Annotated in this window: 16 protein-coding genes, 1 tRNA gene and 2 pseudogenes; 5 read left to right on the top strand and 14 right to left on the bottom strand. The window is 69.3% G+C overall.

Translation table 11 applies throughout. The features are described 5' to 3' along the window. A pseudogene (locus AB4030_RS21515) lies at positions 1-124 on the bottom strand (peptidase E); the annotation flags it as partial. Positions 125-458: 334 nt separating this feature from the next. Further along, complete coding sequence (locus AB4030_RS21520; protein WP_442281243.1) at positions 459-1,181, bottom strand: GAF and ANTAR domain-containing protein; 723 nt, start codon at positions 1,179-1,181, stop codon at positions 459-461. Between the two features lie 347 nt (positions 1,182-1,528). Here AB4030_RS21520 and AB4030_RS21525 point away from each other — a divergent pair, with 347 nt between their 5' ends. Beyond that, a complete protein-coding gene (locus AB4030_RS21525) occupies positions 1,529-2,011 on the top strand; it encodes a hypothetical protein (protein WP_442281244.1) in 483 nt (160 codons plus the stop codon). A 1,081-nt stretch (positions 2,012-3,092) separates the two neighbouring features. On the opposite strand, the gene AB4030_RS21530 is transcribed toward AB4030_RS21525, so the two are convergent. The 8 genes and pseudogenes from AB4030_RS21530 to AB4030_RS21565 all read right to left on the bottom strand — a co-directional run bounded on the left by AB4030_RS21530 (position 3,093) and on the right by AB4030_RS21565 (position 12,382). Then, complete coding sequence (locus tag AB4030_RS21530; protein WP_442281245.1) at positions 3,093-3,947, bottom strand: HIRAN domain-containing protein; 855 nt, start codon at positions 3,945-3,947, stop codon at positions 3,093-3,095. Between the two features lie 266 nt (positions 3,948-4,213). Beyond that, a pseudogene (gene istB / locus AB4030_RS21535) lies at positions 4,214-4,987 on the bottom strand (IS21-like element helper ATPase IstB); the annotation flags it as partial. A 77-nt stretch (positions 4,988-5,064) separates the two neighbouring features. Beyond that, positions 5,065-6,375 (bottom strand): IS21 family transposase, encoded by a 1,311-nt coding sequence (gene istA / locus AB4030_RS21540; RefSeq protein ID WP_442281246.1) that lies wholly within the window; start codon positions 6,373-6,375, stop codon positions 5,065-5,067. Positions 6,376-6,453: 78 nt separating this feature from the next. Next, positions 6,454-6,579 carry a hypothetical protein gene (locus tag AB4030_RS21545; protein WP_442281247.1) on the bottom strand — a complete coding sequence of 42 codons (126 nt, stop codon included), beginning with the start codon at positions 6,577-6,579 and terminating at the stop codon, positions 6,454-6,456. A 242-nt stretch (positions 6,580-6,821) separates the two neighbouring features. Next, complete coding sequence (locus AB4030_RS21550; RefSeq protein ID WP_442281248.1) at positions 6,822-8,102, bottom strand: HNH endonuclease; 1,281 nt, start codon at positions 8,100-8,102, stop codon at positions 6,822-6,824. 649 nt (positions 8,103-8,751) lie between these two features. Beyond that, the gene (locus tag AB4030_RS21555; protein ID WP_442281249.1) at positions 8,752-9,705 is read right to left on the bottom strand and encodes a hypothetical protein; all 954 of its coding nucleotides are present in this window, start codon (positions 9,703-9,705) and stop codon (positions 8,752-8,754) included. A gap of 125 nt (positions 9,706-9,830) precedes the next feature. Continuing rightward, the gene (locus AB4030_RS21560) at positions 9,831-11,366 is read right to left on the bottom strand and encodes a hypothetical protein (RefSeq protein WP_442281250.1); all 1,536 of its coding nucleotides are present in this window, start codon (positions 11,364-11,366) and stop codon (positions 9,831-9,833) included. Continuing rightward, on the bottom strand, positions 11,363-12,382 hold the full coding sequence (locus AB4030_RS21565; RefSeq protein WP_442281251.1) for a tyrosine-type recombinase/integrase: 1,020 nt from the start codon (positions 12,380-12,382) through the stop codon (positions 11,363-11,365). The genes AB4030_RS21560 and AB4030_RS21565 overlap by 4 nt, the downstream gene beginning before the upstream one ends. Before the next feature lie 533 nt (positions 12,383-12,915). Here AB4030_RS21565 and AB4030_RS21570 point away from each other — a divergent pair. The 4 genes from AB4030_RS21570 to AB4030_RS21585 all read left to right on the top strand — a co-directional run bounded on the left by AB4030_RS21570 (position 12,916) and on the right by AB4030_RS21585 (position 20,515). After that, positions 12,916-14,754 (top strand): hypothetical protein, encoded by a 1,839-nt coding sequence (locus AB4030_RS21570; RefSeq protein ID WP_442281252.1) that lies wholly within the window; start codon positions 12,916-12,918, stop codon positions 14,752-14,754. A 276-nt stretch (positions 14,755-15,030) separates the two neighbouring features. Beyond that, entirely contained in the window at positions 15,031-16,089 is a 1,059-nt protein-coding gene (locus AB4030_RS21575; RefSeq protein WP_442281253.1) for a hypothetical protein, read from the top strand. A gap of 335 nt (positions 16,090-16,424) precedes the next feature. Next, a complete protein-coding gene (locus AB4030_RS21580; protein ID WP_442281254.1) occupies positions 16,425-20,276 on the top strand; it encodes a hypothetical protein in 3,852 nt (1,283 codons plus the stop codon). A gap of 163 nt (positions 20,277-20,439) precedes the next feature. Continuing rightward, a tRNA-Lys gene (locus AB4030_RS21585) sits at positions 20,440-20,515 on the top strand. Between the two features lie 14 nt (positions 20,516-20,529). Here AB4030_RS21585 and AB4030_RS21590 read toward each other — a convergent pair. The 4 genes from AB4030_RS21590 to AB4030_RS21605 form a co-directional block, all read right to left on the bottom strand. Further along, positions 20,530-21,654 (bottom strand): tyrosine-type recombinase/integrase, encoded by a 1,125-nt coding sequence (locus AB4030_RS21590; protein WP_442281255.1) that lies wholly within the window; start codon positions 21,652-21,654, stop codon positions 20,530-20,532. Further along, the gene (locus tag AB4030_RS21595) at positions 21,654-21,839 is read right to left on the bottom strand and encodes a helix-turn-helix domain-containing protein (RefSeq protein WP_442281256.1); all 186 of its coding nucleotides are present in this window, start codon (positions 21,837-21,839) and stop codon (positions 21,654-21,656) included. The genes AB4030_RS21590 and AB4030_RS21595 overlap by 1 nt, the downstream gene beginning before the upstream one ends. Then, positions 21,836-23,413: a replication initiator gene (locus AB4030_RS21600; RefSeq protein ID WP_442281257.1), complete on the bottom strand. Its 1,578-nt coding sequence runs from the start codon at positions 23,411-23,413 to the stop codon at positions 21,836-21,838. Before AB4030_RS21600 ends, AB4030_RS21595 begins: the two co-directional genes overlap by 4 nt. A 493-nt stretch (positions 23,414-23,906) precedes the next feature. Further along, entirely contained in the window at positions 23,907-24,323 is a 417-nt protein-coding gene (locus AB4030_RS21605; RefSeq protein WP_442281258.1) for an ester cyclase, read from the bottom strand. Between the last annotated feature and the right edge of the window lie 307 nt (positions 24,324-24,630).

Raw genomic sequence — 24,630 nt, forward strand, 5'->3', positions numbered from 1 at the left:
GACCCCACTGAGCGGTGGGAATGCAGAGCGCTCTTGCCTCCTCGACCGGCTTGCCCAACAGATCGACGAGCGCCTCATGAATGCTCGGGTTCGTGACTCCCCCGGACGTGAGTAGCAATTTCACGGTGCCCACTGAACCACAGKGAAGCGGCCGCCATCCGTAGTCGGATGGCGGTGTTGCTGATCACCCTGTCCCAGTCCGCCGACGCCATCCCCGAGCCCACGGCGCGCTTTGAGCCGACAACGTCCGCACACGCCGCTGGTGTGCCGTATTCCGCCGAGCACGCGGCAGGTCAGGTCGACGGTCACCTGCCGGGCCGTCGCTCGGCGACCGCGGCCCTCAGCTCCCGCCGCATCGGTGCGCACTTCTCGCCGGCACGTCTGCCAGGCACTCCGTCAAGGGCAGGCACCTTCGCGGCCTGTGTGATCTCGTCGAACGCCAGGGGGTGCGGCAGGGCTCAATGATGGCCCTCCAGTTCGGCCAGGGTGCCGGTGGCTATGACCTCGAGCGACAGGTCGCGGACCTTGACGTTCCGGTGCTGCGAGACGTGTCTCAGGGCGGCGAACGCGTCCTCGTCGGACAGGACGAACCGGGACATGAGGATCCCGCACGCCTGCCCGATCCGCTGCCGGGTGCTCACTGCGACTTCGAGGTCGCCCACCATTTGCTCCTGCTCGAGCACCACGACCGCCTGCAGCGCCAGTGCCTCCGCCAGCTCCAGCAGCGACAGGTCGACGGTCGTATCGTCAGTGGTGTAGACGCTGAGGGCGCCTACGGGGAGCGTCCTGTGTACCAACGGCACGACCAGTTGCAGCTGCACTCCGAGGTTCCCGGCTACCGGGTGCATGCGTGGGAACCGCGTCGCCCGGTCGGCGGCGGTCACGATGACCGGCAGCCCGGTACGCAGCGCCTCAGCGATGCCGCCCTGCTCACAGGACAGTTGGGCGGCAGCCATCGTGTCGGCGAGCAGGCTGGTCGCGACCACCGGCCCGGCCCGGTCCAGGCGGGGGTGGGCGATGCTGACGTGTTCGAAGCGGGCATCGACGAGGGCGATGGCTCGCACCAGACGGTTCAAGACCGGCGCGGCCGTGGCGGGGACCGCGGACTCGGGACCAGAGACGGGCTCCGAGTTGCGGAGCTGAGGTGGTGAGCCGGTGTGGAAGGGGCGAACCTCGGTCATTGGGGAACCTCCGGGAGCGGGTCGGCTCCGGCCCTCCCCGTTGAAGGCTGTGCGGTGAGATGCGACCCCCACGCGCATGGACCGGCTTCGCCGTAGCGACAGCGTACAAGCGACGGCACACCGACAACACCCCTCCGTATGGGGGCTCCTGGGTCCGTCGCGGCCCGTGCCCACCACACGTGCGCCCGCGCAGGACGTCCGCGTGACCATGTCTCTTCCCCAGTCTGCTCGTCGACCCGGGGAACTCGCGACGTGAACCAGCAGCACTCGGCCGGCTCACCGGGCAGGATCAGGGGTGGGTGACCCCCGTCCCTACCGATTGCCACCGCACCAAACAGGAGCCGACGATGACCGACACCCCCTCGACGCAGCGCTTCGAGCCATCCGCGGCCGCTGCGAGCAGCGCACCAACCCCGCCGGCCGAAACCCAGGACGCCACCGGGTTCACCGATGCCGAGCACCACACCCTGCGCTCGGCCGCGATGCTGGCGAGCGCGTGGGTGTCACGGGCGGAGAAGGGGATGTTCGACAGCATCAAGGAGTCCTTCGCCGCGTCGAAGGCGATCGCGGGCTCGCCCCCGGAGGTCGCCGCCCTGGTCGGCGAGGGTGGGTTCCCCGAGATGCCGAAGGGTACGCCGGCGGAAGTCGAAGCCCGTACCTTGGCGCTACTGGGCGATGCGGTCTCGCTGTTGCGGGCAAAGGCTCCCCAACTCGTCGACGGTTACCGCGCCATGRTCCTACAAAGCTGTCGTGACGCCGCGGCTGCAGCCGACGACACCTCGCCCAACGAGACGGCTGTCATCGCCAAGGTAGAAGCCGCGCTGGCTTGACCACGCCCGCCGGTCACTGGATGCAAGAGGTCCGCTACGCCCCGACCCTGTTGGCCCGCGTCGAGAGCCACCCGAGCCGCGAGCCGCACACCGCCCCTGCGGGACCCATCAGCTCCGCATACGCCGTCGCGTTCAGGTTTGGTCACCCTCGCCGCTCACCGAGCCCGACGAGCCGGCGCGCCTGGGGCGCCTGTGCTGGGACTCGGCGCGCTGCTGCCAATAGGAGACGACGAGGGTCGCATGCTGCTGGGCGGCCGCCGGAGACCAGTCCCGAGTGTCGGCTTCCAACTCGACGGCGAAGTCGATCAGCTCGCCGGACTCAAGCCGACTCGCCCACGGAAACGCCCTCACGAGAGCGACCGCATGGGCCCGGGTCATCCCCGAACTGGCCATGCCTACATCATGACCGATGCCCCCGACGGTGCCAGCCCCATCAAGGACGGCCCCGCCATGCACCGCCCCTGACGCTGGGGCGCGGCCGAGGGAGCCAAGGCGACAGTCGCGGGAGCCAAGGCGACAGTCGCGGGAGCCAAGGCGACAGTCGCGGGGAGCCGAGACGGAGGTGGACCTCGACGCTCCCGGGTCGGAGCCACGTGAGGATCAGCCCCTTGCGAGCGCTCGAGGGCTACCACGCTGCCCACCCTGCCCCGTCGACGGCCGATGGCGTGCGGCGTGGCCCGTCCCGGCACTCGTCGGGGCGTTCCCTATTTCGTACGCGTCTGGGGGCCGTGGCAAACGGAGCGGCTCCGTCGCGGATGGGCCGGCTCATCACCTCCTTTCGTGGCCCATCGCGCTGAGGACCGCCGTGCGAACACAGCGCGAGGGGTCTGCGCAGTGTTCGCCTCTTGCCGTCTGAACATGCTGTTCACGTTTCAAGAGACCACCCCACCGGAACCTTCGCCGCGAATGGCGCGCCTACCGGGGTACCGGCCACCGTTCCGCGCCCGCGTCCACGCGCAATCCCCGCCGGCGCAGCGACCGGCTCCACGCTCGTCGCTGGGATGCAGGTGCTTGACGTTCCAGTGCACCCATCGGATCCAGCCCAGGGCGGCTGTTCCGCTCCCCGAGGCGCCCGGGCTCCTCAGGCAGTCGCGATGGAGTCGAGCCACCGGCTGGTGACGTCGGCCGAGCGTGCCACGTGCAAGGTGAGCTCGGCACGCAGCGGGGACCCACGCAGCACGGCGCAGCAGGCAGGGAGCCTGCTCAGCCCATCGACGTGTGCGACCAGGTCCCGCAGCTGCCCCGACATCGCCTTGGTCAGCGTGCCGACCCGTCGACCGCCGAGGCGGACCTCGATGGCCTCAAAGGGGGTTGAACGCGGTGTCCGGGCCTCCTGCACCAGGTGAAGGGTCACCACGAGGTAGCGCTCGCGGTCGCTGACGAAGGGGCGCAACACATCCATGTGCTCGTCTTCGCCGGTCACCTGCACTGCCCGTCCCGCTGGGAGCACTTGGTAGGGACCCTCGGGGAAGGCATTAAACGGTTGCACTCCGTGAGCCGGCGGCAGCCAGACGGTCGCACTCGCGTAGATCTGGTCGTTGTCGTCAGCGCGTGCCCATGCCCGGGCGGAGACCGAGAGGTGCCCTCCCTCCTCCGCCAGGTCCGCCAGCGCGGGGGCGTATTCGGCGGCGGTGCCGCGGGGCAGGAACCCGAGCATCTGACCGCTCACCCAGACGGCGACGGCGTTCGGATCGTGAGGGTTTGACGGGTCGATGGCCAGCTCAGCTGCCAGGTCCTGCAGCTCCTGCCCGTACGCGGTGATCGCCGCGCCGCGGCGCTTGTACACCGCGCGGAAGGCATCCTGATAGAACCATTCACCCGCGACCTCGCAGGGTTTCGTGCTGATCGCCCATGCCTCCACCGCCGCCCCGGTCGGGGAGGCCGGCACGCGCTCGCCTGATCGCTCGAGGGGCGACGGCGGGTTCTCAGTCCTCACCTCGGGTGCGGTAGCCACCGGAGCGGATGTGAAGGACGTCTGCGTCGACACCCCGGTCGCGGGGAGGCCGACGGGTGGAGGCATCATCGCCACTGGCCCCGGCGATGACGGAGCATGCGACACGTCCGAGCTGCCCGGGGGTCTCCGTGATGCCGGCCGGCGAATCGTGCCGGGCGGTAGGGCTAGGAAGGCTCCCAGCAGCCCGAATGTCAACGGCAGCCGAAAACTGACCCCCTGACGGCAGGTGAAAACTGACCCCCTGCATGTCAGTTCTCTTCTTGGTTGGTGGCTGCGGGGACGCGGCCGAGGTCGCGGTCCTTGAGCCGGTAGGAGTCGCCTTTGAGGGCGATGACCTCGGCGTGGTGCACAAGCCGGTCGATCATCGCGGCGGCCACGACGTCGTCGCCGAAGACCTCACCCCATCTGCCGAAGGGCTTGTTGGAGGTGACGATCAGGGAGGCTCGTTCGTAGCGGGAGGACACGAGCTGGAAGAACAGGTTCGCCGCTTCGGGTTCGAACGGGATGTAGCCGACCTCGTCGATGACCAGCAGCGGGTACCGGCCGAACTTGCGCAGCTCGTCCTGCAGGCGGCCCTCGTGGTGCGCAGTTGCGAGCCGGTCGACCCATTCGGACGCGGTCGCGAACAGGACCCGGTGCCCGGCTTGGCAGGCGCGGATCGCGATGCCGGTGGCCAGGTGTGTCTTGCCGGTGCCGGGCGGCCCGAGGAAGACGACGTTCTCCTTGGCGGTGACGAAGTCGAGGGTGCCCAGGTGCGCGACCAGGTCGCGCCGCAGGCCACGGGCGTGGTCGAAGTCGAACTCCTCCAGGGACTTTCGGGCGGGGAACCGCGCGGCGCGGATCCGTCCTTCGCCGCCGTGGGACTCACGAGCGGACACCTCGCGTTGCAGGCACGCGGTGAGGAACTCCTCGTGGGTCCAGGACTCGGCGCGGGCGCGTTCGACCAGCCGCGGGACGGCCTCGCGCAGTGTCGGCGCCTTCAGCGCGCGGGTCAGGAACGCCAGCTCGCTGCTCACGTCACGCCCTGTGCGTCCCGGACCCGCGAGGGCCGGCTCGGTCGTCCTACCCGCCGTGGTCCTGCTGCTGGTGCGGGCGGCCATCACGCCACCCCGCTGCCCGCAGCATCGCGATCGTCCTGATCGGAGTCGACCGTGACGTCGATGCCGGTACCGATGCCGGTGTCGATGCCCAGGGCGGTGTCGTAGCTGGCCAGGTCCCGGACCTGCACATCCGTGTGCCGGGGCGCCCCAGCCGCGGACAAGGCGGCGACGTGCGCGCGTCGCAGCGCGGCGGCCGCGGTCGCGTGAGCGGGGTCGGTGAAGGACTGGTGTTTCGCCCAGGAGCGGGGATGGTCGGCCACGAGCTTCCCGTCGCACGTGACGACCACCCGCTCCAGGCCGGCGGCCACGTCGACGCGGCGCCCGACCGCGGCGGGGTGGACCGAGTAGTCGTTGCTGTCCAGGCGGACGTAGTGGTCCCGCGGCAGCCGGGTGCTGGCGTGCCAGCCCGTCACCGGAGCCACCGGCGGCAGCGGCATCATCGACGCCTTGTCGGCCTCGACCCGGTCCGCGGGTCGGCACCCGAGGACCCGCATATGACGGTTGTTCGTCAGCGATATCCACGCAGTCAGCTGGGTGTTGAAGTCGGCCGCGGACACGAACGTGCGCCCGGGCAAGAACGAGCGCTCGAGGTGGTCGTGGAACCGCTCGACCAGGCCCTTGGCCTCCGGGTCGGCCGGCTTACAGATGATCACCTTCGCGCCGAGGACCCCGCGGAAGGCCTGGCAGGCCTGGGTCAGCTCCGGCTGCCGGGCCCGCCACCGCCCGACCGCCCCTTCCCCGTCCCACACCAACACCTTTGGGACCGCGCCGAGGCCGTTCAGGACGTGCCACCAGCCGGCGTACAGGTCCTCCGCCGAGCGGGTCGGCACGAGGACCGCGCCGCGCCACCGGGAGTACCCGGACACCATCGTCAGCACCGGCAGCGCCGTCGCGGTCCGGTGCTGCCCGGCCCCGACCGGGAGCCGGATATCGGGGAACCAGAAGTCGAACTGGGCCAGCTCGCCCGGCTGGTAGCTGGTGCGGGAGGCCGGGTCCGGGGGCAGGTACGCCGGCCGCAGCTCGCTGACCCGGTCGCGCAGCACCCGGATCGAGCGGTCCCACCCGATCCGCTCGGCGATCACTGTCGCCGGCATGCTCGGCCACCCCTGCAGATAGTCACGGATCAACGGCTCCACCGCGTCGACCACCGACCCGGACGGGGCCCGGGAGTAGGACGGCGGCCCCGCCGCGGACAGCGCCTTCTTCACGGTGTTCTTCGAGCAGCCCATGGTCCGCGCGATCACCTTGATCGGCATCCCCTCGGCCTTGTGCAGTCGACGGATCTCAGCCCAGTCCTCCACAGACAACACCCGCTTCCTCCCGCCCTCGCAGTTGAGGACAGGATCCGGCAGGGGGTCAGATTTCACCTGCCGTCACGGGGTCAGTTTTCAGCTGCCGTCGACACCGAAGACGAGGACGGCTCCCCAGGCGCGGCTGGAGCTGGCGCCGAGCACTTCGACGAGGCAGATCGCGGCCCAGAACCGGCGTCTACGCCACCACTTCGACTTGCCCATCTTCGTCGTCCCCCTGACCTTTCAGGCGCTTTCCAAGCGGGACCCGGGGGCCTCCGACGTATCACCGCATACGTAAGCATGTCCGACCTCACCGAGGGCAAGAACGCGCAACTCCTCGACCCCTCGACTCCCCGCCCCGCGCATGATCCACGCGAGGAACAAGGGGCGCGTTTGTGCTGCGAGGCGGAGAAGTACGAATGCCCGAGCCTCAAAACAGTGACTGCTGCCGTCGCGCCCGCCGGCTAATCCCACAAGGCGAGCTGGTCCGCGTCCGGGTTCCTGGCCCGGCGAGCGCGGTTGCCGCGAAAGGGGTTGGCGCACGCGTTCGAGCAGAACCGCCGGTTCACGTTGGCCTGGTGGCCCGGCAGCGTGACCTCGCGCTGGCACCCGGCACAGACCAGCACGACTGGGGGGAGCGTCATCGCGACGTAGTGGCACGCGGGCGAGCAGTAGATGTGGGTGCGGGCCCAGTACGCCGGCATCATTGCGACCCGTAAGCACTGCGGACAGGTGTGTACCTGGTGATCCTCGCGGGGGCGGCGCCGTTCCCGGTCGCTGCCGGGCGCCGGGTCAGGGTGCCGGAAGCCGGGGAACGACCACGCTGAGGGCAGCGGCCACAGGTCACGCTTCGTGGTGTTGCACTTCTGACAGATGGGGCGCAGGTTGGCCAGGCAGTGCGAGCCGCCCTTCGCGATCGGCTTGACGTGGTCTTCCTCGGTGGCCTCCGCGATGCCGCATCGCCAGCATCGGCCACCCCACATGGCGAACCGGGCGGCCTTCTGCTCGGGGGTGAACGCGATGATTTGGCCTCCGGCGGCAGCCTTGTACCGGTAGCGGCGCAACCGGTAGGCGTCCTTGGTCTCCTCGTACTTGATTCGGGTGCAGGCCTTGCACCGAGCGTCGAGGCCGTTTCGCGTGGTCCTGTCGCGGTAGAACGCCTCTTGAGGCTTCACCGCGTGGCAGGCGAAGCAGTAGGCGCGCCGCACGCCGGTCGCCTGAGCCTCACCGTCGAGTTCCGCAGAGAGGTCACACCTTTGCGAGCAGTACCGCGAGGTGGCCTGCCGGTCAGTGGGCACGAGCTTCGCGCACCAGGCGCATCGCCAGGCGGCCTGCATGCACGCCCGAGAGCAGAACAACCGAGCTGCAGCCTCGCTGGCCTTCATCGTGAAGGCAGTTCCGCATTGCCGGCAGGTCACCTCGGCACGGCCGGCGGCGTCGCGGCAGGCCAACGAGCAGTACTTCTGGTTGGGGCGCGTGGTGCTGCGCCGCACCGGCGCCTGGCACGTTGCACAGGGGAACTCCTCTGCGCGCCGGGCCATGCCCTGACAGGTGCGGGAGCAGAACTTTGCCGCCTGCGCGCGGTGGGCCTGGACAGTGAAACTCGTTCCGCAGTGCGCGCAGGCGACGGTGACTGAGGGCCGGCGCAGTCGGCGGCTCGGAGTGCTTGCACGGCCGACGACGATGCCGGTCATGGCGCCGGCCGCCGGCCCCGGCGCGGGCTCCACGCTGTCCCCTGTCCCCATGGATGCATGGTGCCAGTGGGCGCCGACACCGTGCCGGCGAACGACCACACCGGCAAGCGTGCGAGCGGCGACCAGGCGCCCGGGGCAGCGACCGGGCCTGTGAGAGCACCCCTCACAGCCCGGTCAGGGCCCCGGCACGAAGTTCGTGCCCGCGCTGACAAGCTCCCCCACTCCTGGCCGCAGACACTGCCCGCCGACAGCGCAAAGACCGGCCGCGTGGGGACTCCATGCTCTGAATGCCTCACTCGCGGCAAGGCGTTTCAAAACCGTGGCAGCGCCGTCGCAGATGGGCCGGCTCATCACCTCCTCTCGTGGCCCATCGCGTTCGGGATCGCCTCGCGTAGACGGCGTGGCGCCGTCTTCTCGCGGTTCAGTTCTTGCGTTCACACGCTGTTCAGATTTCAAGTGGCAACACCACCGGCCCCTTCGCCGCCGACGGACGCGCGTTCCGGGATATGGCCCAACGTCCTGCGCCTGCCGGCGAGAGCAATCCCCGCTCTCGCGCCCCTGCCCGGGCTGGCTTCCGGTCGGGTACTCGACGTTTTGTTCGCCACTGTCGGCTGGGCCCCGAGTGCCACGATTCCTACCGGCTGGGATCTGCCTGGCCCGCAGCCCTCCACACGCTTTTCGGCCTTGGGGCCGCGCAAGCTCAAGGAGCCGGACGGATGCGCAGGACTGGGGTGCCGTAACGGAAGACCAGCCGCGGAGGGTGAAGGCGAGCGTCGCTGGATGACGGCGACAGCGGCGCCATCGAGGAGTTCTGGGGATATCCCGTTCGCAGGCCGCGCCCAGCGCGGTCGTCGTCCGCGCTGGCCGACCCGGTGGAGTGCTCAGTGGAACGACCCAGGTCCAAGCGCAACACGAGAGGCTCTCCAAGTTGTGCCTTGATCACTGAGAGCAGACGGACAGGCCGGCCGTCGCCGGCGAGGGACTGCGCGGCACTGCGCGGGGTGCGGGTTGCGGTCCCGGCATCGAGGTCCAGGGTGTAGTCGGAGTCCATCGTGGTGACGTGCCAGCGACCCCTCAGACCGACGGCCGGGTAGTGGCTCACAATCTCGGGTGCGGACGACTCCGCATCCGAGTCGCGGTGCGTGCCCAGGCTCGCTTCCCACGGTCCTGCGCGCTCGAGGGGCGGCGCGAGCCGTTCTGGAAGGTTGTCGGGGAGGGCTGGCCATGCGGGAGCGTCCGGCGCGGACGTGAGCCGGGTTCCAAGGATGGCGCGGATGGTGGAGGAGATGCGCCAGTACTCCCACGCCGGATTGACGGCGGGCTCGAGCCAGATCAGGAAGCGACCGCCCACCCGGGGGTACTCCTCGATGCGGGCGAGTGCGAGCCACCCGTGGTCGCCGTCGAAGCGCTGGGCGCCGGTGTCGGGTTCGCGCCGGTACAGGCCGGCGTCGAGGTGGAAGATGTGGCTGGTGTGCCGGGTGCGCACGAGCCAAGCTCCGCGGCTGTCCGGGGTGAGTTCGTCGACGTCGTAGAAGATGCGGCGCTGCGGATGCTCTGGGCCGCCGTCCGATCCGGGCCAGGACCCGCTGGTTGCTGGGGTGGGCTCGCGTGTCTGGTCGCGGTCAGGGTCACGGTCGTTGTCATGAGGAGTCATGGCGGTGCTCCACGGGTGCGATGTGAGTGCAGTCGTAGGGGGGCGCGACGTACCGCTCCGCGGTCTGGCGAGGCTCGGAGCAGGCCGGGATGGCGCCGTCGGAGGCGTGCTGGGTGGTCGATGTGTCAGCGGGCGGCGGCCGTGTCGGGTGGCTGGTGCTCCGGGCGCGTCCGACGCCGGGTGGTGCGTCTGGCGTGGGTGCGGGCCGGTTCGGCGTTCGCGAGGGCTTCGGTCAGGGCGTTGTTGAGCAGGGAGAAGCAGTAGACCTCCACGAGGCCTCGGCGCCATCCCAGGCACATGGCCCGGTTCACGAGCAGAGTGCGTTTGAGGTTGGAGTGGAACCCTTCGGCGTCGCTGCGCAAGCCGATGATGGGCGGAAAGTCGGGGTCGGTCTCGGGGATGACGCGCAGGTTCTGTGGTCGGCGGGGGTCGCCGTCGGCGGCGTGCGGGGTGAGCCAGACGGTGTGCTCGCCTTCGGGGCAGTGCAGGTGGTAGCCGATGTTGAAGTGGTAGCTGCCGTTGGTGCGCCGGAAGCGTTTGACCGGGCCACGGTCGAGTTCGGCGAGGACGACGGGATCGCCGGTCTCGTCTAGCCCGACGTCGACGACGCGCCCGCCGATGGCCGCGAGCTGGTGCCGGCACGGGGCCCGGTCGGGTGCCGCACGGGACGGCGGTCTGGGGTGGCTGACCGTGCCGAGGGGGTAGGAGCGGACGCGGCGCCCGGCGTCGTTGAGGACCAGGGATGCGACCTGCTCGGCGTCGCCGGGGGCGCCGGTGGGCTGTTTGGCAAGCAGGAGGTACCCGTAGCGGGTCATGACCTGGTCGATGTGGATGCCGTTCATGGCGCCGTCGTAGACCGCTGCTTGGATGCCGTCGCCGGCGACCTGGTGGACCCGGCCGAGCAGTCCAAGAGCGGTCACGGCCTCGGTGCCGGGTTCGGGGATGTGGTCGGCGCCCAGGACGACCCGCTGGTAGCGGCCGGGGCCACGGGCGTGCCAGAAGACGTAGCCGTGGGTCAGGACCGGACCGAGCTGGCCGTGGTGCTCGCGCAAGTCCGGGTCATAGCGTCCGGCAGGGTGCTCGAGCAGCTCCCCGGTGCGCGGGTGCGGGTAGGCGAGATGGGTGCTGCCGTCAGGGTCGATCACGGTCGTGGCCTGCGGAGGCCGGTAGAGGGGCCGTACGAGGGTGCCGTCGCCGTAGACGCAGCGGGTTGGGTCGGGGTGGGTGAGGCTGCCGGGCCCGTGTGGGAGAAGCAGCCCGATGTCGCGGGCGGTGCGCACCGCGAGCGGCGGGAAGGCCTCGCCGAGGCGGGCCAGCCCCTCGTCGGTAGCCAGGTGCTGGTCGCGCAGCCATCTCCAGTGGTCCCAGGTGGGCGGGTGCAGGCCCGGCGGTGGAGCCTCCACGCCGCTGGCGGCCAGCCCCTGCTCCAAGAGGGCGCGCACCATCGTCCACGTGTGCCGTTCGTGAAGGTCGAGCTGGACCCGGACCCCGGAGCGCAGGACCCGGGCCAGGACCCCGTACGCGAGAGTGACGTACACCGGGTTGGCCGGTGGGCGCCCGACAGGCCGCTCCGGTTCGAGGGCGGCGGCGAGCCGGTAGAGCGTCGGGGACGCCAGCACGGCGCGGATCCGGGTCAGGGAGGAGGCGTGCTGCAGGTTCATGTCGTCCGCCACTCCAATGCGAGGTCCGCGGCGACGGTGTCGAGGCTGCGGGCACCCATCCGGCGGGCCACCTGCTCGAGCGGCATGCCGCCGTCGAACAGGGTCCGGCCGGCCCAGTTGCGTAGCGACGCCGGCCGCACGTCGGGCTCGCTAGACAGCCCGGCGAGGTCGAGCACGGCGCCGAGGGCGTTGCAGACGGCGGCCTGCGCCTTGGCCTGTCCGGGGGTGCCGGAGCCGCGGTAGGTCAGCAGCGTGGTGGCCGGGGCGTGCCGCGAGCGCAGCACCTGGGCCTGCCGGGTGACGATCCGTGTCCCCCAGTCGCTCAGTTCGCCCAGGCGCGGGTCGTGGCGGCGGGTGCCGGGCAGGTGCACCCATCGGGGCGAGTCGGGGTCGTCGAGATCGGCGAGGCGGATGGTGGAGATTTCGCTGGAGACGGCGGTGGCCTCCCCCAACGCCCACGCGACGGCGCGCTGCAGCGTCGTTGTGCCGGCCTCGCCGAGCCGCGTCGCGGCGCGGCACAGGATGACCTCCGTGTCGGTCAGGGGTCTGGCGGAGGTGTCGCTGCGCGGCGGCAGGCTCAGATCGAGTGTGGGGTCGCCCTCGGTGAGGCCGAGCTCGCGCCAGGTGCGAAACAACATCCGCAGTGAGTTGCGGCGGGTGTGCTGCGTGGTCAGCTCCGCCGGACGACCGGCGGCGGTGCGCGCGGTGATGAACCCGCGGCAGTGCTCGGAGGTGATCTGCTCGGGCTTCTCGACGCCTTGCGCGCGCAGGCGGGCACCGAAGCGGGTGATGGTCTCCCCGACGCGGGCCAGGGTCTGGTCGGTGAACTCGGACCCCTCCTCCCAACGGCGCCTGGCGGCACCGACGGCCGCGTCGACCGACGAGGACGACGCGGCGCCTGCCGATACGCCAGACGAGCCGCTGGAGGCTGAGCCTCCGTCGGACACCACGGCAGCGGGGTCGGTGGCGGCGTGAGCTGTGACTGTGCGGTGCGACGGTGGGGCGTCTGCGGCCATGTCGGCAGCGGATGCAGTAGGGCGGACGCGAGAAGTCGGCAAGTCCGCTCCCACGCTTGGGGGCGGACGGTCGGCGCCGTTGCTGCTCACGCCAAGGTGGTCTGGCTGCGGTTCGAGCGGGGCCCGGCCCGGGGCGCTGGGTCGAGGGTTCATGGTGCGCCTCCTTGCCTTCGACGGTAGGAGCCACCGGCGTTCGTGTCATCGGCGCTTTGCGCTCGGGAACGCCGCACACCCCGGTCGGGAACGTCCTGACCAAGAGACGCTGAGACCCGACACCTGCTGACAGAGCCGGGCCGAGCTGCGCCGGGGAGGGCCTGCCTCTCCGCACCTCGCGGGGGCCAGTTTCGTCGATTCGCCCGACGCGGAATGTCCTTTTTGCGATGATTCTAGAAATGTCCGATGGTCAGCGGCCCGATGTCGCTTCCGGGGCGACCGGCGAGGCCGCGACCTCGCGGACATCTTCGGCCGGCAGCGGGTGTCGGCCCCTCACCCACGTCCGGCGCGCTCGGTGGCGCGCCAGAAGGAGTCACCGCATGCCCTACGCCCCAGAGACCGCACGCTGGGACCGCTCCGGTACCTCGAAGGTGTCGAACGAGGAGCAGGTGGCGAACCTATTCGCGTTCGAGCCGCTCTACCTGATGGGCGAGATCGTCCAAGATCTGCTCGACCAGCACCGTACGCGCGGGCGCCGAGCGAACTTTCCCGCGACCCTGCTGCTCGGGGTGGCGGTGTCGGCGCGCATCACCACCTCGGTGCCCGAGTCCATCCGACTCCTGGAGAACGGCCAGCTGTGGGACACGGTCCGGTACCGGTTCCACGAGATGACCGGGCACGAGCTGCCCGCCGGGCCACCGAACAAGGACCAGGTCGACCACTTCCGGGAGCGGATCCTGCAGCTCGGCGCGATGCCGCTGCTGCAGGCGATGTTCCGCCGCTGCGCCATCGCCCAGGCCTGGGCACACGGCAACCTGTTGCCCGGGAACTCCTGCGACTTCACCCAGCCCGACGATCGGAATGCGATCTACGGCGACGGCACCCTGCTCAAGGCCTTCAGCAACGTGCGAACCATCACCGACCCATACGACCCGACCCGACGGAGGCTCGTCGGCTCCCGCGCGAGCGACCCGAAACGCGCACGCGTGCAGAACTTCACCACGGACTTGTCCCAGGACGACAAGTCCGGACGCGGCGTCAACTTCGTCTCCGTGCACACCTGGACCCAGTACGGGCGCGTGGTGCTCGGCACCGCCCCGGCGCTGGGCGCCGAGCAGTGGGCCGCCCTCGAGCTGATCGAGGCGGTCGGGGACCTCGCCGGAGGCGGCATGCATCACGTCATCTGGGACCGGGCCATCACCGGCTGGACCGTCGACTACATCATGGCCAAGTACGGCGCCCAGGTGCTCGGCAAGAGCGTCGCCCAGCGCGAGATCACCGACCAGACCACCAGCAAGAGCATCTACGACAAGAGCGGCGACGGCCCAGACCACGACGACACCGCCGAGGACCTCGGCGACCCACTGGACGACGGCGCCTGGGACGAGCTCCCGGCCGAGGCACGCTTCGTCCTCGACTGGAAGTACGTCACCGAGAAGAGCCGCCGGCTCGCCGCCGAGCTCGGCGCCAAACCCGGCACGCAGGCCCTGCACGTGCTGCGCCAGGACCATCTCGCCGCGCGCTACCACTCCGGCCGGCCGCTGCCGGTTGGGACGAACCTCTACGAGACCAGCAGGCTCAGCTACGACGCCGTCTACGGCAAGACGTACTGGCCCAGCCCCGTCTCCCACACGACCGCGACCGGGGTCTGCGAGCACCGCATCGTAACCGACGACGGCTCTCTCTACCTCGTCGGCTACGACCCCGAGCTCGATATCCCCGTCAAGGAGCAGCACCTGCCCTGCCTCAGCAGCATCCGCAGCCAGGGCGCAGGAGAGCCGTGGCAGCGGACGAGCACCTACCTCATCCCCTGCGAGCACGGCGACGTGACGTACACCCACACCTGGGCACCCACGACGCACCGGTCCTACCCCGAGAAGAAGGGCGCCGAGCCCGACCAGGGCACCACCGCCGCTGGCACCGAGGAAGCAGGCGAGACGGCCGGGGCGAGGAAGGGGCCCATGAGGCTCCGGAAGAAGGCTGCCAATCCGGCGCCGGACGTCGCCGGTCGGGAGCTGCGGCCCCTCGGCCGCGCCGACGCCCGCTTCACGGGGTTCTTCCGCCGCAACGACTCGGAGGCGTTCAACGCCTATGTCAAGCGAAGCATGCCGATTCGGGGGCGAGCAGCCTCGGTCACCCTCGAGGGCCAGGAGTTCGATGTGCTCGCTGCCGGCATGGTCAACAACTCCCTGACCATGTCCCGAAGCCCTCTGGCCTGACCCGAGCCCGGCTTCTCGAGACGCCGCCCCGGCCCACGCCGGGGCGGCGTTTCGCATACCTGCGCTTAGCCGGCCAGCACCGGACGCCTCCCTACCGGCCCACCGCGCGGCCTGCAGTGCTGCGCAGTCCCGCACGCTCGCGCGAGGCGCCCAACATGCCTCTGACCTGCCGGAACACCACTAACGGCACCACCCCCGCGACGCGGCGATTGCGCCTCGTGCGCGGCTCCGGACCTTCCACCCCGTCAGCGAACACCGCAGCCGGGGAGAACGTCCATGAGCACCACCAAGAGCATCAGCAGGAGCGCCACACGCCGCAAGGCAGCGAGCGCCGCCGCGCGCCAGCAGCCCCTCGACGAGGTCCTGGGCACCCTCACCCTCACCGAGGCCCGCGACGCCTTCTTCAACCTGAACCAGGCCTTCGGCATCCTCCCGGAGCGCGCCGCCGCCGAGCTCGCCCGAGACTTCGACATCCTCACCGCCAAGGCCGTCCAGATCGGCCTGAAGGACCTGAAGCAGCTCGTGGCCAACCAGGACCTCCTCCTGGCCGCGGTCACCCATCTGGCCGAGGTCGACGGCGAGGATGTCACCGCCGTGGCCGAGCGCTCCCACCACTGGCGCAACCTGGCCCTCACCCTCGCCCTGGCCGGCGTCAGCTGCCATCACGCCAAGCCCACGACCATCTGCCGACACATCACGTCCCTTCCCGACCGCACCGCAGAGCAGCGCCGCCCCCTGCGCGCGGACGAGGCCCTCCTGCTGCGCACCTACATCGCTGTCGAGCTCCACCACGCACCGATCACCCGCGGCCGCACCAACGCCGCCATCTACGCCCTCATGGACGCCGGCTGCAACGCCGGAGAGACCAGCTACACCACCCTCAACCACTTCGACGTCACCGAGGTCCCGACGACGGTCATCGCGCACGGCAACAAGCACATCGGCGACCGCGTCCTGCACCTGGACCGGTTCGCGCGCATCGTCCTCGGCCAGCTCACCCGGGACGCCGTCGAGCGCGACCTCGACACCGCCGCACCGCTCACCTACCGGCCCCGCGGGCACAAGGACAAGAGCAACTCCTCCAACAGCACCCCCATGGGCATCATCACGCGGCTGATGACGGCGGTCGGCCTGCGGCAGCGCGACCTCACCCCCGGCAGCGTCACCCAGTGGCGCGTCGAGCAGGGGCTGGCCGCCCACGGCACCGAGTACGCCCTCGCCATCTCCGGGCGCTCCAGCATCAAGCAGATGGAAGAGCAGCTCTACCACCGCCCCATCCAGCAGGAGCCCACTGCAGCCTTCCGCCGCCCCGGCCTCACCCTCCCCGCCGCCTGATCCGCTCGGAACAAGTTGCCGAGAAGGCGGGGACCGGCAGCGCCAATCGGTCTCACTCTGCTCACCTTGCGGGGGAACCGGCGCAGTCGGCTCGAAGCAGCCATCGAAACACGCCGCGCGGAGGGCGCCCAGCTCGGCTACTTGGCGCGAGCCGGACCGCGGCTTGTTGTTGCCGTCCACCCCGGCCGTTAAGGTCTACCGCACGCGTAGGTCGGCAATGACCAGATCGTTCCGTTCGCCGCCACTACGCCTACGCCTTGCTAGACGCAACCAGCAACGGCCTCACGCGAGAACTAGCTCACATTGGGAACCGTTGGCCACAAGAGGGTGACGACTTGGGTGTCCACATCACCAGCGGAGACCTGGACGAGTGGTCTCGCCGCCGCGATTCGGAAGGGCACCTGCCCACCCTCGTCCGCCGCCTCATCATGGCCTCAGTCCGTCCTGACTGGATTCGGATGCCCGCTGCAGAAGGCGTCGCCCAACCCGGCCTCGACGGCATCATCACAATCTCAAGCAGCACCCACCCGTACGTCCCGGTTGGAGACTCAGTCTGGGAGATCGGCACGAAACAATCGCAACGCGCGAAGGCCATAGAGGACTACGCGAAGCGAACCGACGAGACACGGGTCGAAGTCCGTCGCAATACGACCTATGTCGCCGTCACCAACCGCCGTTGGAGCGAGGGCGACACGTGGATCGCCGACATGAAGGCCCGCGGTGACCAGTGGAAAGAGATCACCGTCCTCACCGCCGACGAGCTCGCAATCTGGCTCGAGGACTGCCTCGGACCCGAGGGATGGCTCCGCGAACACCTCGGCAAAGGCTCGCTCGGCGACATCAGCCTGCCGGACTGGTTCGCCCGGTGGTCCAGGCAAACCCAGCCCGCCACGCCCGATGCGTCCCTCACCGCCGGCCGCCGCAAAGATGTCACGCGGCTCTTGGACACCCTGGATGCGCCTTCCGCAGAGGCGTTCACAGTCGCGGCGTCCAGCGTGGAAGAAGGCGTCGCGTTCATCGCTGCCGCCCTTCGGCTAGGCCCCGACCCCCTCCCGAAAGACCCCACCACGACGGAAGCAGACGATCCAGAGCCGGACCCCGACGTGCGCACCCCCGAACACCTTGAGGCGCTTCGTGAACGCGCAATCGTCATCGCCGACGAAGCAGGATGGCGACGGTGGAGCATCCACCGCACCCCGCACGTGCTCATTCCGCTGTTCATTCCCGACTCCATAGGCGATGCCATAGACCTCGGCCACCACGTCGTCCTCCCAACCGTCGCCCGCACTGCTCACGACAAAGGGCGCCTACAGCCCCTCGACCCGCTCAAGGCCGCCGAAGCATGGCGAGAGACCGGCATCGACTTCTACAAGGCACACGACTACGCGCTCGCGGGCCGCCGCAACCTCGGCACGCTTCGCCGTCGCCTCAACCGCCATGGGCACCAGACCCCCGCTTGGGCGTCGGGCGCCGACGCCCCGCTCCTCGCCTCGGCGCTCTTGGCCGGCGCCTGGAACGCCGACAGAGGAGGGGATAGAGAAGTATTACTTGCACTCACCCGCCACACCAACTGGCCGGGTCTGATCAAAGCCTTCACCGCCCTCGCCACCGGCGAAGACCCGCCCCTCGGCCTCCTCGGCGAACACTGGGACTTCGTCGACATCGTGGACGCCTGGGACGCCATCGGCTCGCTCGTCACCCCCGACGACCTCGTCACCTTCACTGAGGCAGTTAAGGACGCCCTCCTCGAGCCCGACCCCGACGCCGCGCTCACTGCGGAGGAACGCCTTAAGTTGTCGTTGGACGACACCCGACCCCGCCGGCGGTACTCACATGCGCTGCGAAGGGGTCTTGCCACCACACTCGCGCTCCTTGGCTCCAACACCGGCGACCACATCGCCGCCGGCACAGTCACCGGCCAGCAAGCCGCCACGCGGATCGTCAGCCAACTGCTCGACGACGCAGATGAACACCGGTGGTTCACCCTGGCCGGGGAACTCCAGCTCCTCGCGGAAGCGGCACCCGACGCCTTCCTCCATGCAGTCGAGAGCTCACTCCGCGCCGAGGAGCCCTCGGTAGTGGGGCTGTTCAACGAGAAGAAGGACCTCCTCACCACGAGAAGCCCCCATGTCTCACTCCTTTGGGCCCTCGAGACCCTCGCCTTCTCTCCCACCCACGTCGCTCGGGTCGCCATCATCCTTGCCCGCCTCGCCGTGCTCGACCCCGGAGGCACCCTCAACAATCGCCCCGCCGCCTCCGTTGTCTCCGTCCTTAGCCTCCTGCGACCCGACGGGGCCATCAACGCAGAGAACCGGATCGACGTCCTCGACGCGGTCATCGCTGCCGTTCCCGAGCACGCCACCGCCCTGATCAAGGGCTTAGTTGAGAGCCGCGGAGGTGGCATCGTCAATGTCGGCCCCCGCTACCGCGACTGGCCCAACGACCGTCACCACGCCACCAGCGCCGAGTACCAGGCCGCTTTGACCGAGCTCTGCACCCGCCTTCTTGTCGTCACTTCCGCGCACCTCAGTGACGTGGCCGGACTTCTGAGCCGGTTCTCATCGGTCGACATGGCGCGCATCCTCGACATGCTCACCGCCCGGTGGGCTGAGCTCGACGAGCCCACTCAGGCCCAAGTCCTGACGCAGGTCGCAGAGGACGTTGACAAGCACCGCCGATACAGCACCGCCCACTGGGCGATGCCCGAAGCCGATCTCAAGCCCATCGAGCACTTCCTTGAGGCTCATGGATTTGACCTCGACGCCGCCAAGGACGAAGCCCTGTTCAACTTCGCGGCCGACGTGGACGACCATCGCGCCAACCCCCGGGCAACCGGCACGCCCCGGAAGACCGTCGACGAACGCCGACGCGGCATCGTGCGCGCTCTTCTCACCGCGGGAGGCATCGAGAGTGTCACCGCCTTCGCCAGGGGTGTCGAAGTCCCCGGGTATGTTGGGAAGGCACTCGCAGACATCGACACCGACGAGAGCCTCGACCACTCCGATCAGGTCCTCGACCTCCTTCCCGATGGCTCCACCCCCGGCACCCAGCCCGGTTCTGAGGTCGCGTGGGGGTACGCGCAGCGCCGCTCGATCAACTCCTCCTGGCTCACCGACCAGGTCACCAACCGCCCCGATCAGGCAGCCGTGCTCCTTGGGACGCTCCCGATATCCGCGTCCGTCATCGACACTGTCAATGGTCTCGAGGAGCACCAGCGCGCGCTGTTCTGGAAGCGCGCAAACCCCTATCGCGTCGACGGTGACGCGGTCGATGCCGCCTGTGAAGGTTTCCTTTCCGCCGGCCGCCCGTTCAGCGCGACGGTCGCCGCCGCCGCCCCCGAAGAGCCCGGGCCGAGTACCGACGTCATCGTCAAGGTCCTCAGCGCAGACCTGGAAACCACGGAAGAGCCGACCCCTGACTACCACGGGCTCAGTTACAGCATCGGCGTCCTTCTCGACCGACTTGAACGCCTCGGGACAGATGATGAGACCATATCGAGGCTGGAGTACTACTTCCTGCCCGTCCTGGACGACTACCGTGAACCCCGGTCCCTTCACCGCGAACTGGCCCGCAAGCCCGAGCTCTTCGCCACCGCAGTCAGCAACGTGTACAAGACGGATGACCAACCCGATACCGACGCAGCCGACGCGCTCGATGGCACCGGCACGTCAGGCATGACCGACGAGCAGTTCCGGTTCAGCGACGCGTCCTTCCGCCTTCTCCACGGCTGGCATGGGCCCCTCCCCGGTACGACCACACCCGGCGAACCTCCGACAACCGGGGCCGTACAAGCCTGGGTGGACCAGGTGCGCCATGAACTCGCTGCTCTCGACCGGAACCGGGTCACATCAGTCGTCATCGGTGAAGCGCTCGCCGCCCCTCTCACGGACGCAGATGGCACGTGGCCCTGCGAAGCCGTCCGATACGTCATCGAACACGAAAAAGATGACGACCTTGATCTGGGACTTCGCATGAACCGGATGAATCAGCGAGGGGTGTATTCGCGGACCATGTACGCCGGCGGCGGCCAGGAGCGCGAGATCGCGGCGAGTTACCGTAAACATGCCGATAAGGTGCGCAATCGTTGGCCCCGCACCGGAGCCATGCTCGACCGCCTCGCCCAGGCATACGACGACGATGGCCGGCGTGAGGATCGCGACGCCGAGCGCCACGCCCGACGGGGCTGAGTACCCGCAGCCAGAAGACCCGGCTCAGCGACGTCTTGAACGCCGCCGAGGGACCCTGCGACCGCCGTCGGCGCTCCGTACGGCATACTTGCTGCTGTCTGGGGACGGGTGAACCACACAGGCGTTATCCCTATCGTTCTCCCTGTTAATGTCCCCACCCACCGGGCCTCTAGCTCAGTCGGTAGAGCATCGGACTTTTAATCCGCCGGTCGTCGGTTCGAGCCCGACGGGGCCCACCACGCGTTTGCGCAGGTCACGCACTGTCTGCACCCTTCGACTCTCGCGGGGTTTCGCCCTTGGAGGCCTCGAGGGGGCGCATAGGGGGCACAAGCCCGTCGAGCGCAAGTGCGACCGCGTCGAGATCATCGCCGAACAGGCCGGCGTAGACATCGAGCGTCATGGCGGCCGAGGCGTGCCCCAGCATCTGCTGAACGGCCTTGACGTTGGCGCCCGAGGCGATGGCCAGCGATGCAGCGGTGTGCCTCAGATCGTGAGGTGTGACGTCCACCAGGCGAGCAGCTCGACAGGCCGGGTCGAAGACGCGGCGACGCCAGTTGCCCAGGCGTAGGACGCCGCCCTCGGGAGCGGTGAAGAGCAGATCCTCGGGCCCCTTCCCCTGGCACAGCGCCTCGATCCCCTGAGCCAGCGACGGTGGGAACGGGACGGTCCTCGTCCGATTGGTCTTGGGCAGCGACCAGACTGCACGGCCGGCCACCTCGGTGACACTCTCCGCGACGATCAGGCGACGGCGGAGCAGGTTGACCCGACGCACCCGGAGCGCAGCGAGCTCACCGAACCGCAGGCCGCAGAACGCGAGGACCGCCATGCTGAGGCCATTCGGGTGGGCTGCCTCGACGAGGCGGGCGACCTCGGCGGCGGTCAGGAAGCGCGGATCGGACCGGACGGCCCTGGGCAGTTGCACGCCCGATGCAGGGTTGCGAGAGAGCCGTCCGTCCTTCACCGCCTCCGCGAGGATCAGTGACAGCACCCGGTGTGCCTGCCGGACGGTTCCGGGCGACAGACCGCTCGCCGACAGATCGCGCACCCAATCCCGTACGTCGCTGTGCCTCAGGTCTCCGATAGCCCAGCCACCGAATCGGGGAAGGATGTGCCCGTTGACGAGGCCGCGGTAGCGGGTCGCAGTCGACACCTTGAGATGCGTCAACCCGGAAGCCCAGGCTTCGGCCACGTCACGCACTCGCACCTTGCCGGCCCGGGGATCGATGTACTGACCCCGATGCCGCTCCGCCTGCATCTGGTCGAGCCACCTTTGAGCATCGACCTTGCGGGTGAAGTTCTTCTTGCGCTGCCGCCCACCCGGATCGCGCCACCTGGCTTGCCATCCGGGGTCCTTCGGATTCTTGCTGATGCTCGCCATCAGACGACCTCCAGCTGCTCCCGAGACCAGGCTCGGACGGTCTCAGGGTCGAAGCGAAGGTGACGGCCGATCCGCATCGCCGGAGGACCTTCGTGACGAACTCGCCATTGATAGATCGTCGCCACCGGAACACGCAGGAAGTCGCTTACGTCCTGCACGGTCCAAAGCACTTCAGTCTCACTCATTGCCCTTCTCCCCTACTTCGATCGACCTGCGGTGACGTGGAATTCGCTTTCTGCGCTGCCTTCCACTGTGCATACTCACGGGCTCGGGCGGCGGCCGCTTTGGCGAGCTCGGCATCGCCGTCGGTGTCCCAGCCGCTCCCGGCGTACGTCCAGTGGCCGACGACCAGGGTGGTCTCCTCGACGTCGGCCCGGAGGAGGTCGTCGAGGTCGCGGACATCGAGGCTCCGGCCCTCGCGGTTCGCGGCCGCGAGGGCACGCTCGTACCGGACCCGTCGGTGGCGCAACTGCCCGAGGGTGACCGAATAGCGGCGGGACTTGGTGGAGAAGTGGCCACGGAAGCCCAGCATGTGCCGCCACTTCCACAGCAGCCCGTAGGGGTGTTCCCGCAGGGGGATGCTGTCGCGGCGTGCGTCGGAGTGGATCCAGTCGGTCACCTGCGCGATGGTGGCCCGCAGCCTTCGCGCGTGCGGGCTGTCGGTGTCGGTGGAGTCGGTGGCGGACTTCGTCGCATACTTCGCCAGGTAGCCGGCGACCTGCTCCGGGGTCAGGGGCCGGTCCGGCTCGTCCGTGCGGCGGGCGGTGGCGATCGGTCGGGAGTCGAGCTGGGTGCCGAACCGCAGCCGGCGCACCACATCCCCGTCGTGCAGCGGCGGCGCGTCGAAGACCACCCCGGCGGCGGCCTGCTCGACGAGCCGGGAGAGGAGCGCGGCGGTCAGGCCGGTCGGCGCAGGGGCGAACCCGTTTACCGACTTGGGGCCGTCGAGGCGGATGAGGGCGTGGAAGTGAACGATGCCGCGCTGCTGGTACTCGGCGACCTTGGCGTACTGCACCGTCACCAGGTCCGCGAGCTTGGATTCGGGGACGCCGAGGTGCCGGGCGAGGGCGCGGCGCAGGTCGATGGTGAACCGGCGCCACAGCTCCGGCGCCCACCACTGCCAGACGAGGTGGCTCGAGTAGTCGTAGCAGTCCCGGCACAGCGGCTGCCCGAGCTGCTCGTCTCCGTCGGCATGCTTGGTGTGGCAGACCGTCGCCCGGCCGTGCTCACACGTTCGGTCCTGCCCCTTGGCGGTGAAGGGGCGGCAGGTGCGGCCGCCGCGGGTCCCGTGAACGAGGCCGAACGAGGGCGCGGTCAGGGTCGCGAACACCAGCGGGTTCTCGCCGACCTGCTCGGGGACGCCTTTGCCGCCGGTGACGCCGGCCCGGATCAGGTGGAACGTGTCCGCGGCGTATAACCGCGAGCAGGACGGGCAATCGGCCGCGCGCCGGTTGCCGCACCGCACGTGGAGCACTCCCAGCGGGCTGTCGGCCGAGGAGAAGCTCGAGACGACCTCGCCCGTCGTCACGTCGACGGTGTCGGAGTGGCCGTGCAGCCGGATCGGTTTGGCGCAGTGACCGACCCGGGAGGCGGCCTCGGACCAGGCGTCGAAGTCGCCTGACAGCAGCCGGGTGACGACCTGGGCTTCGGTGGCCGGGTCGAGGTGGCCCAGGTCCAGCGGGTGGCCCTCGCCGATGGGCTGCTCGCCGGAGCGGAGGGGGACGGCGTCCCAGATGCGGTCTCGTGTTGCCCGGGTCATGACGGCCACCCCCTTCCCTGGTCCGGGTGGGTGTGCCGTGCAGCTGATGCAACCCCGCGCTGCACGACACACCCGGTCCGAAAGGGCGGCACCGAAAGCGTTGTCCGAGAAGGAGATGCCGGCGCCGCGGGGGTTGCTCACACGCCGGCCACGTCAAAGATCACGAAGAAGATGGCGGACCAGAAATGTGTGTGTGACGGCTATTCGTGTGGATGGCCTCTGGCCGGGGTGGGGAGCCGACCCCCAGGGCATCAAGCCCGCAGTTTTGTCAGTTCCGGTTTTTGTGTGGGTATGTCCGCTCTCCCACCATCCCCACCCCCGAGGCGATCAGACGAAGAAACACGCCGAGAGTCCGCGGAAGAAGTTTCACCCACATGCCGATGAGAGCGCGACGGTTCGGCTCCAGATTGACCGCGCCAAGTCCATCCGCGGCTGACCACGGCAACGGTCGGCGGCCCGAATAGGAACGCGAGCCGAACAGAAACACGCGCAACTAGGCGTGGGGCCCTGCGCCCATCTGCGCCATTGCGCCGGCCATGTCCATGACCCCCCAGTGAGCGACGCATTGGTCACCTCGGAACTGCAGGATGTCGATGGCGCTAATGTCGACCGGGTTCCCGCTCGCTGGCACCCCCATGAAGTCGCCGGTGTGGGTGCCGACGAACGAGACCCGTGCGACTACCTTGTCGCCCTCCTGGAGCAGGTCGTGAACGTCCACGTGGAAGTCGGTGAGGGCCGTGTGCATCATTTTGAACAGCTGCCGAGGCGTGTCCCGGGTGTTGTCCATCCCGGGGAGCCCCTCATGTTCGATGAAGTCCTTTGCCATGTACTTGTCGACGGCTTCATCGACGTCTCCGCCAGCGGCTATGGCTCTGAACATCTCCTGCGTTACTGCCTTGTAGTCGGACATCGCGCCCTCCACTCGCCACCGGCGCCTGGGTTGGCGGGTCCGGCGATTTGACGCTAGCACCTGCAGGACCGCACGGGCAGGTCGTTCAAGCCATTGCTGGGCCCTCGGACTCCAGTGCCCAACGGCGAAGCGAATGACCATGACCCAACGCCCGGATCTGCCGCCATCAGCGCGGTCGTGCCCATGAGCGGGCAGGTGGGTCTGCCGACCTGGCCCTGCACCCAGCGCTCCATCGGCTACAGTGGAGCCAATCGACCCCCTCCCAAGCCTCTCTCTGAAGCTCAAATGGGAGGGGCCTCTTTCTTTC

It is taken from the genome of Terrabacter sp. 2YAF2 (genome assembly GCF_052114705.1).
Taxonomy (GTDB): Bacteria; Actinomycetota; Actinomycetes; order Actinomycetales; family Dermatophilaceae; genus Terrabacter.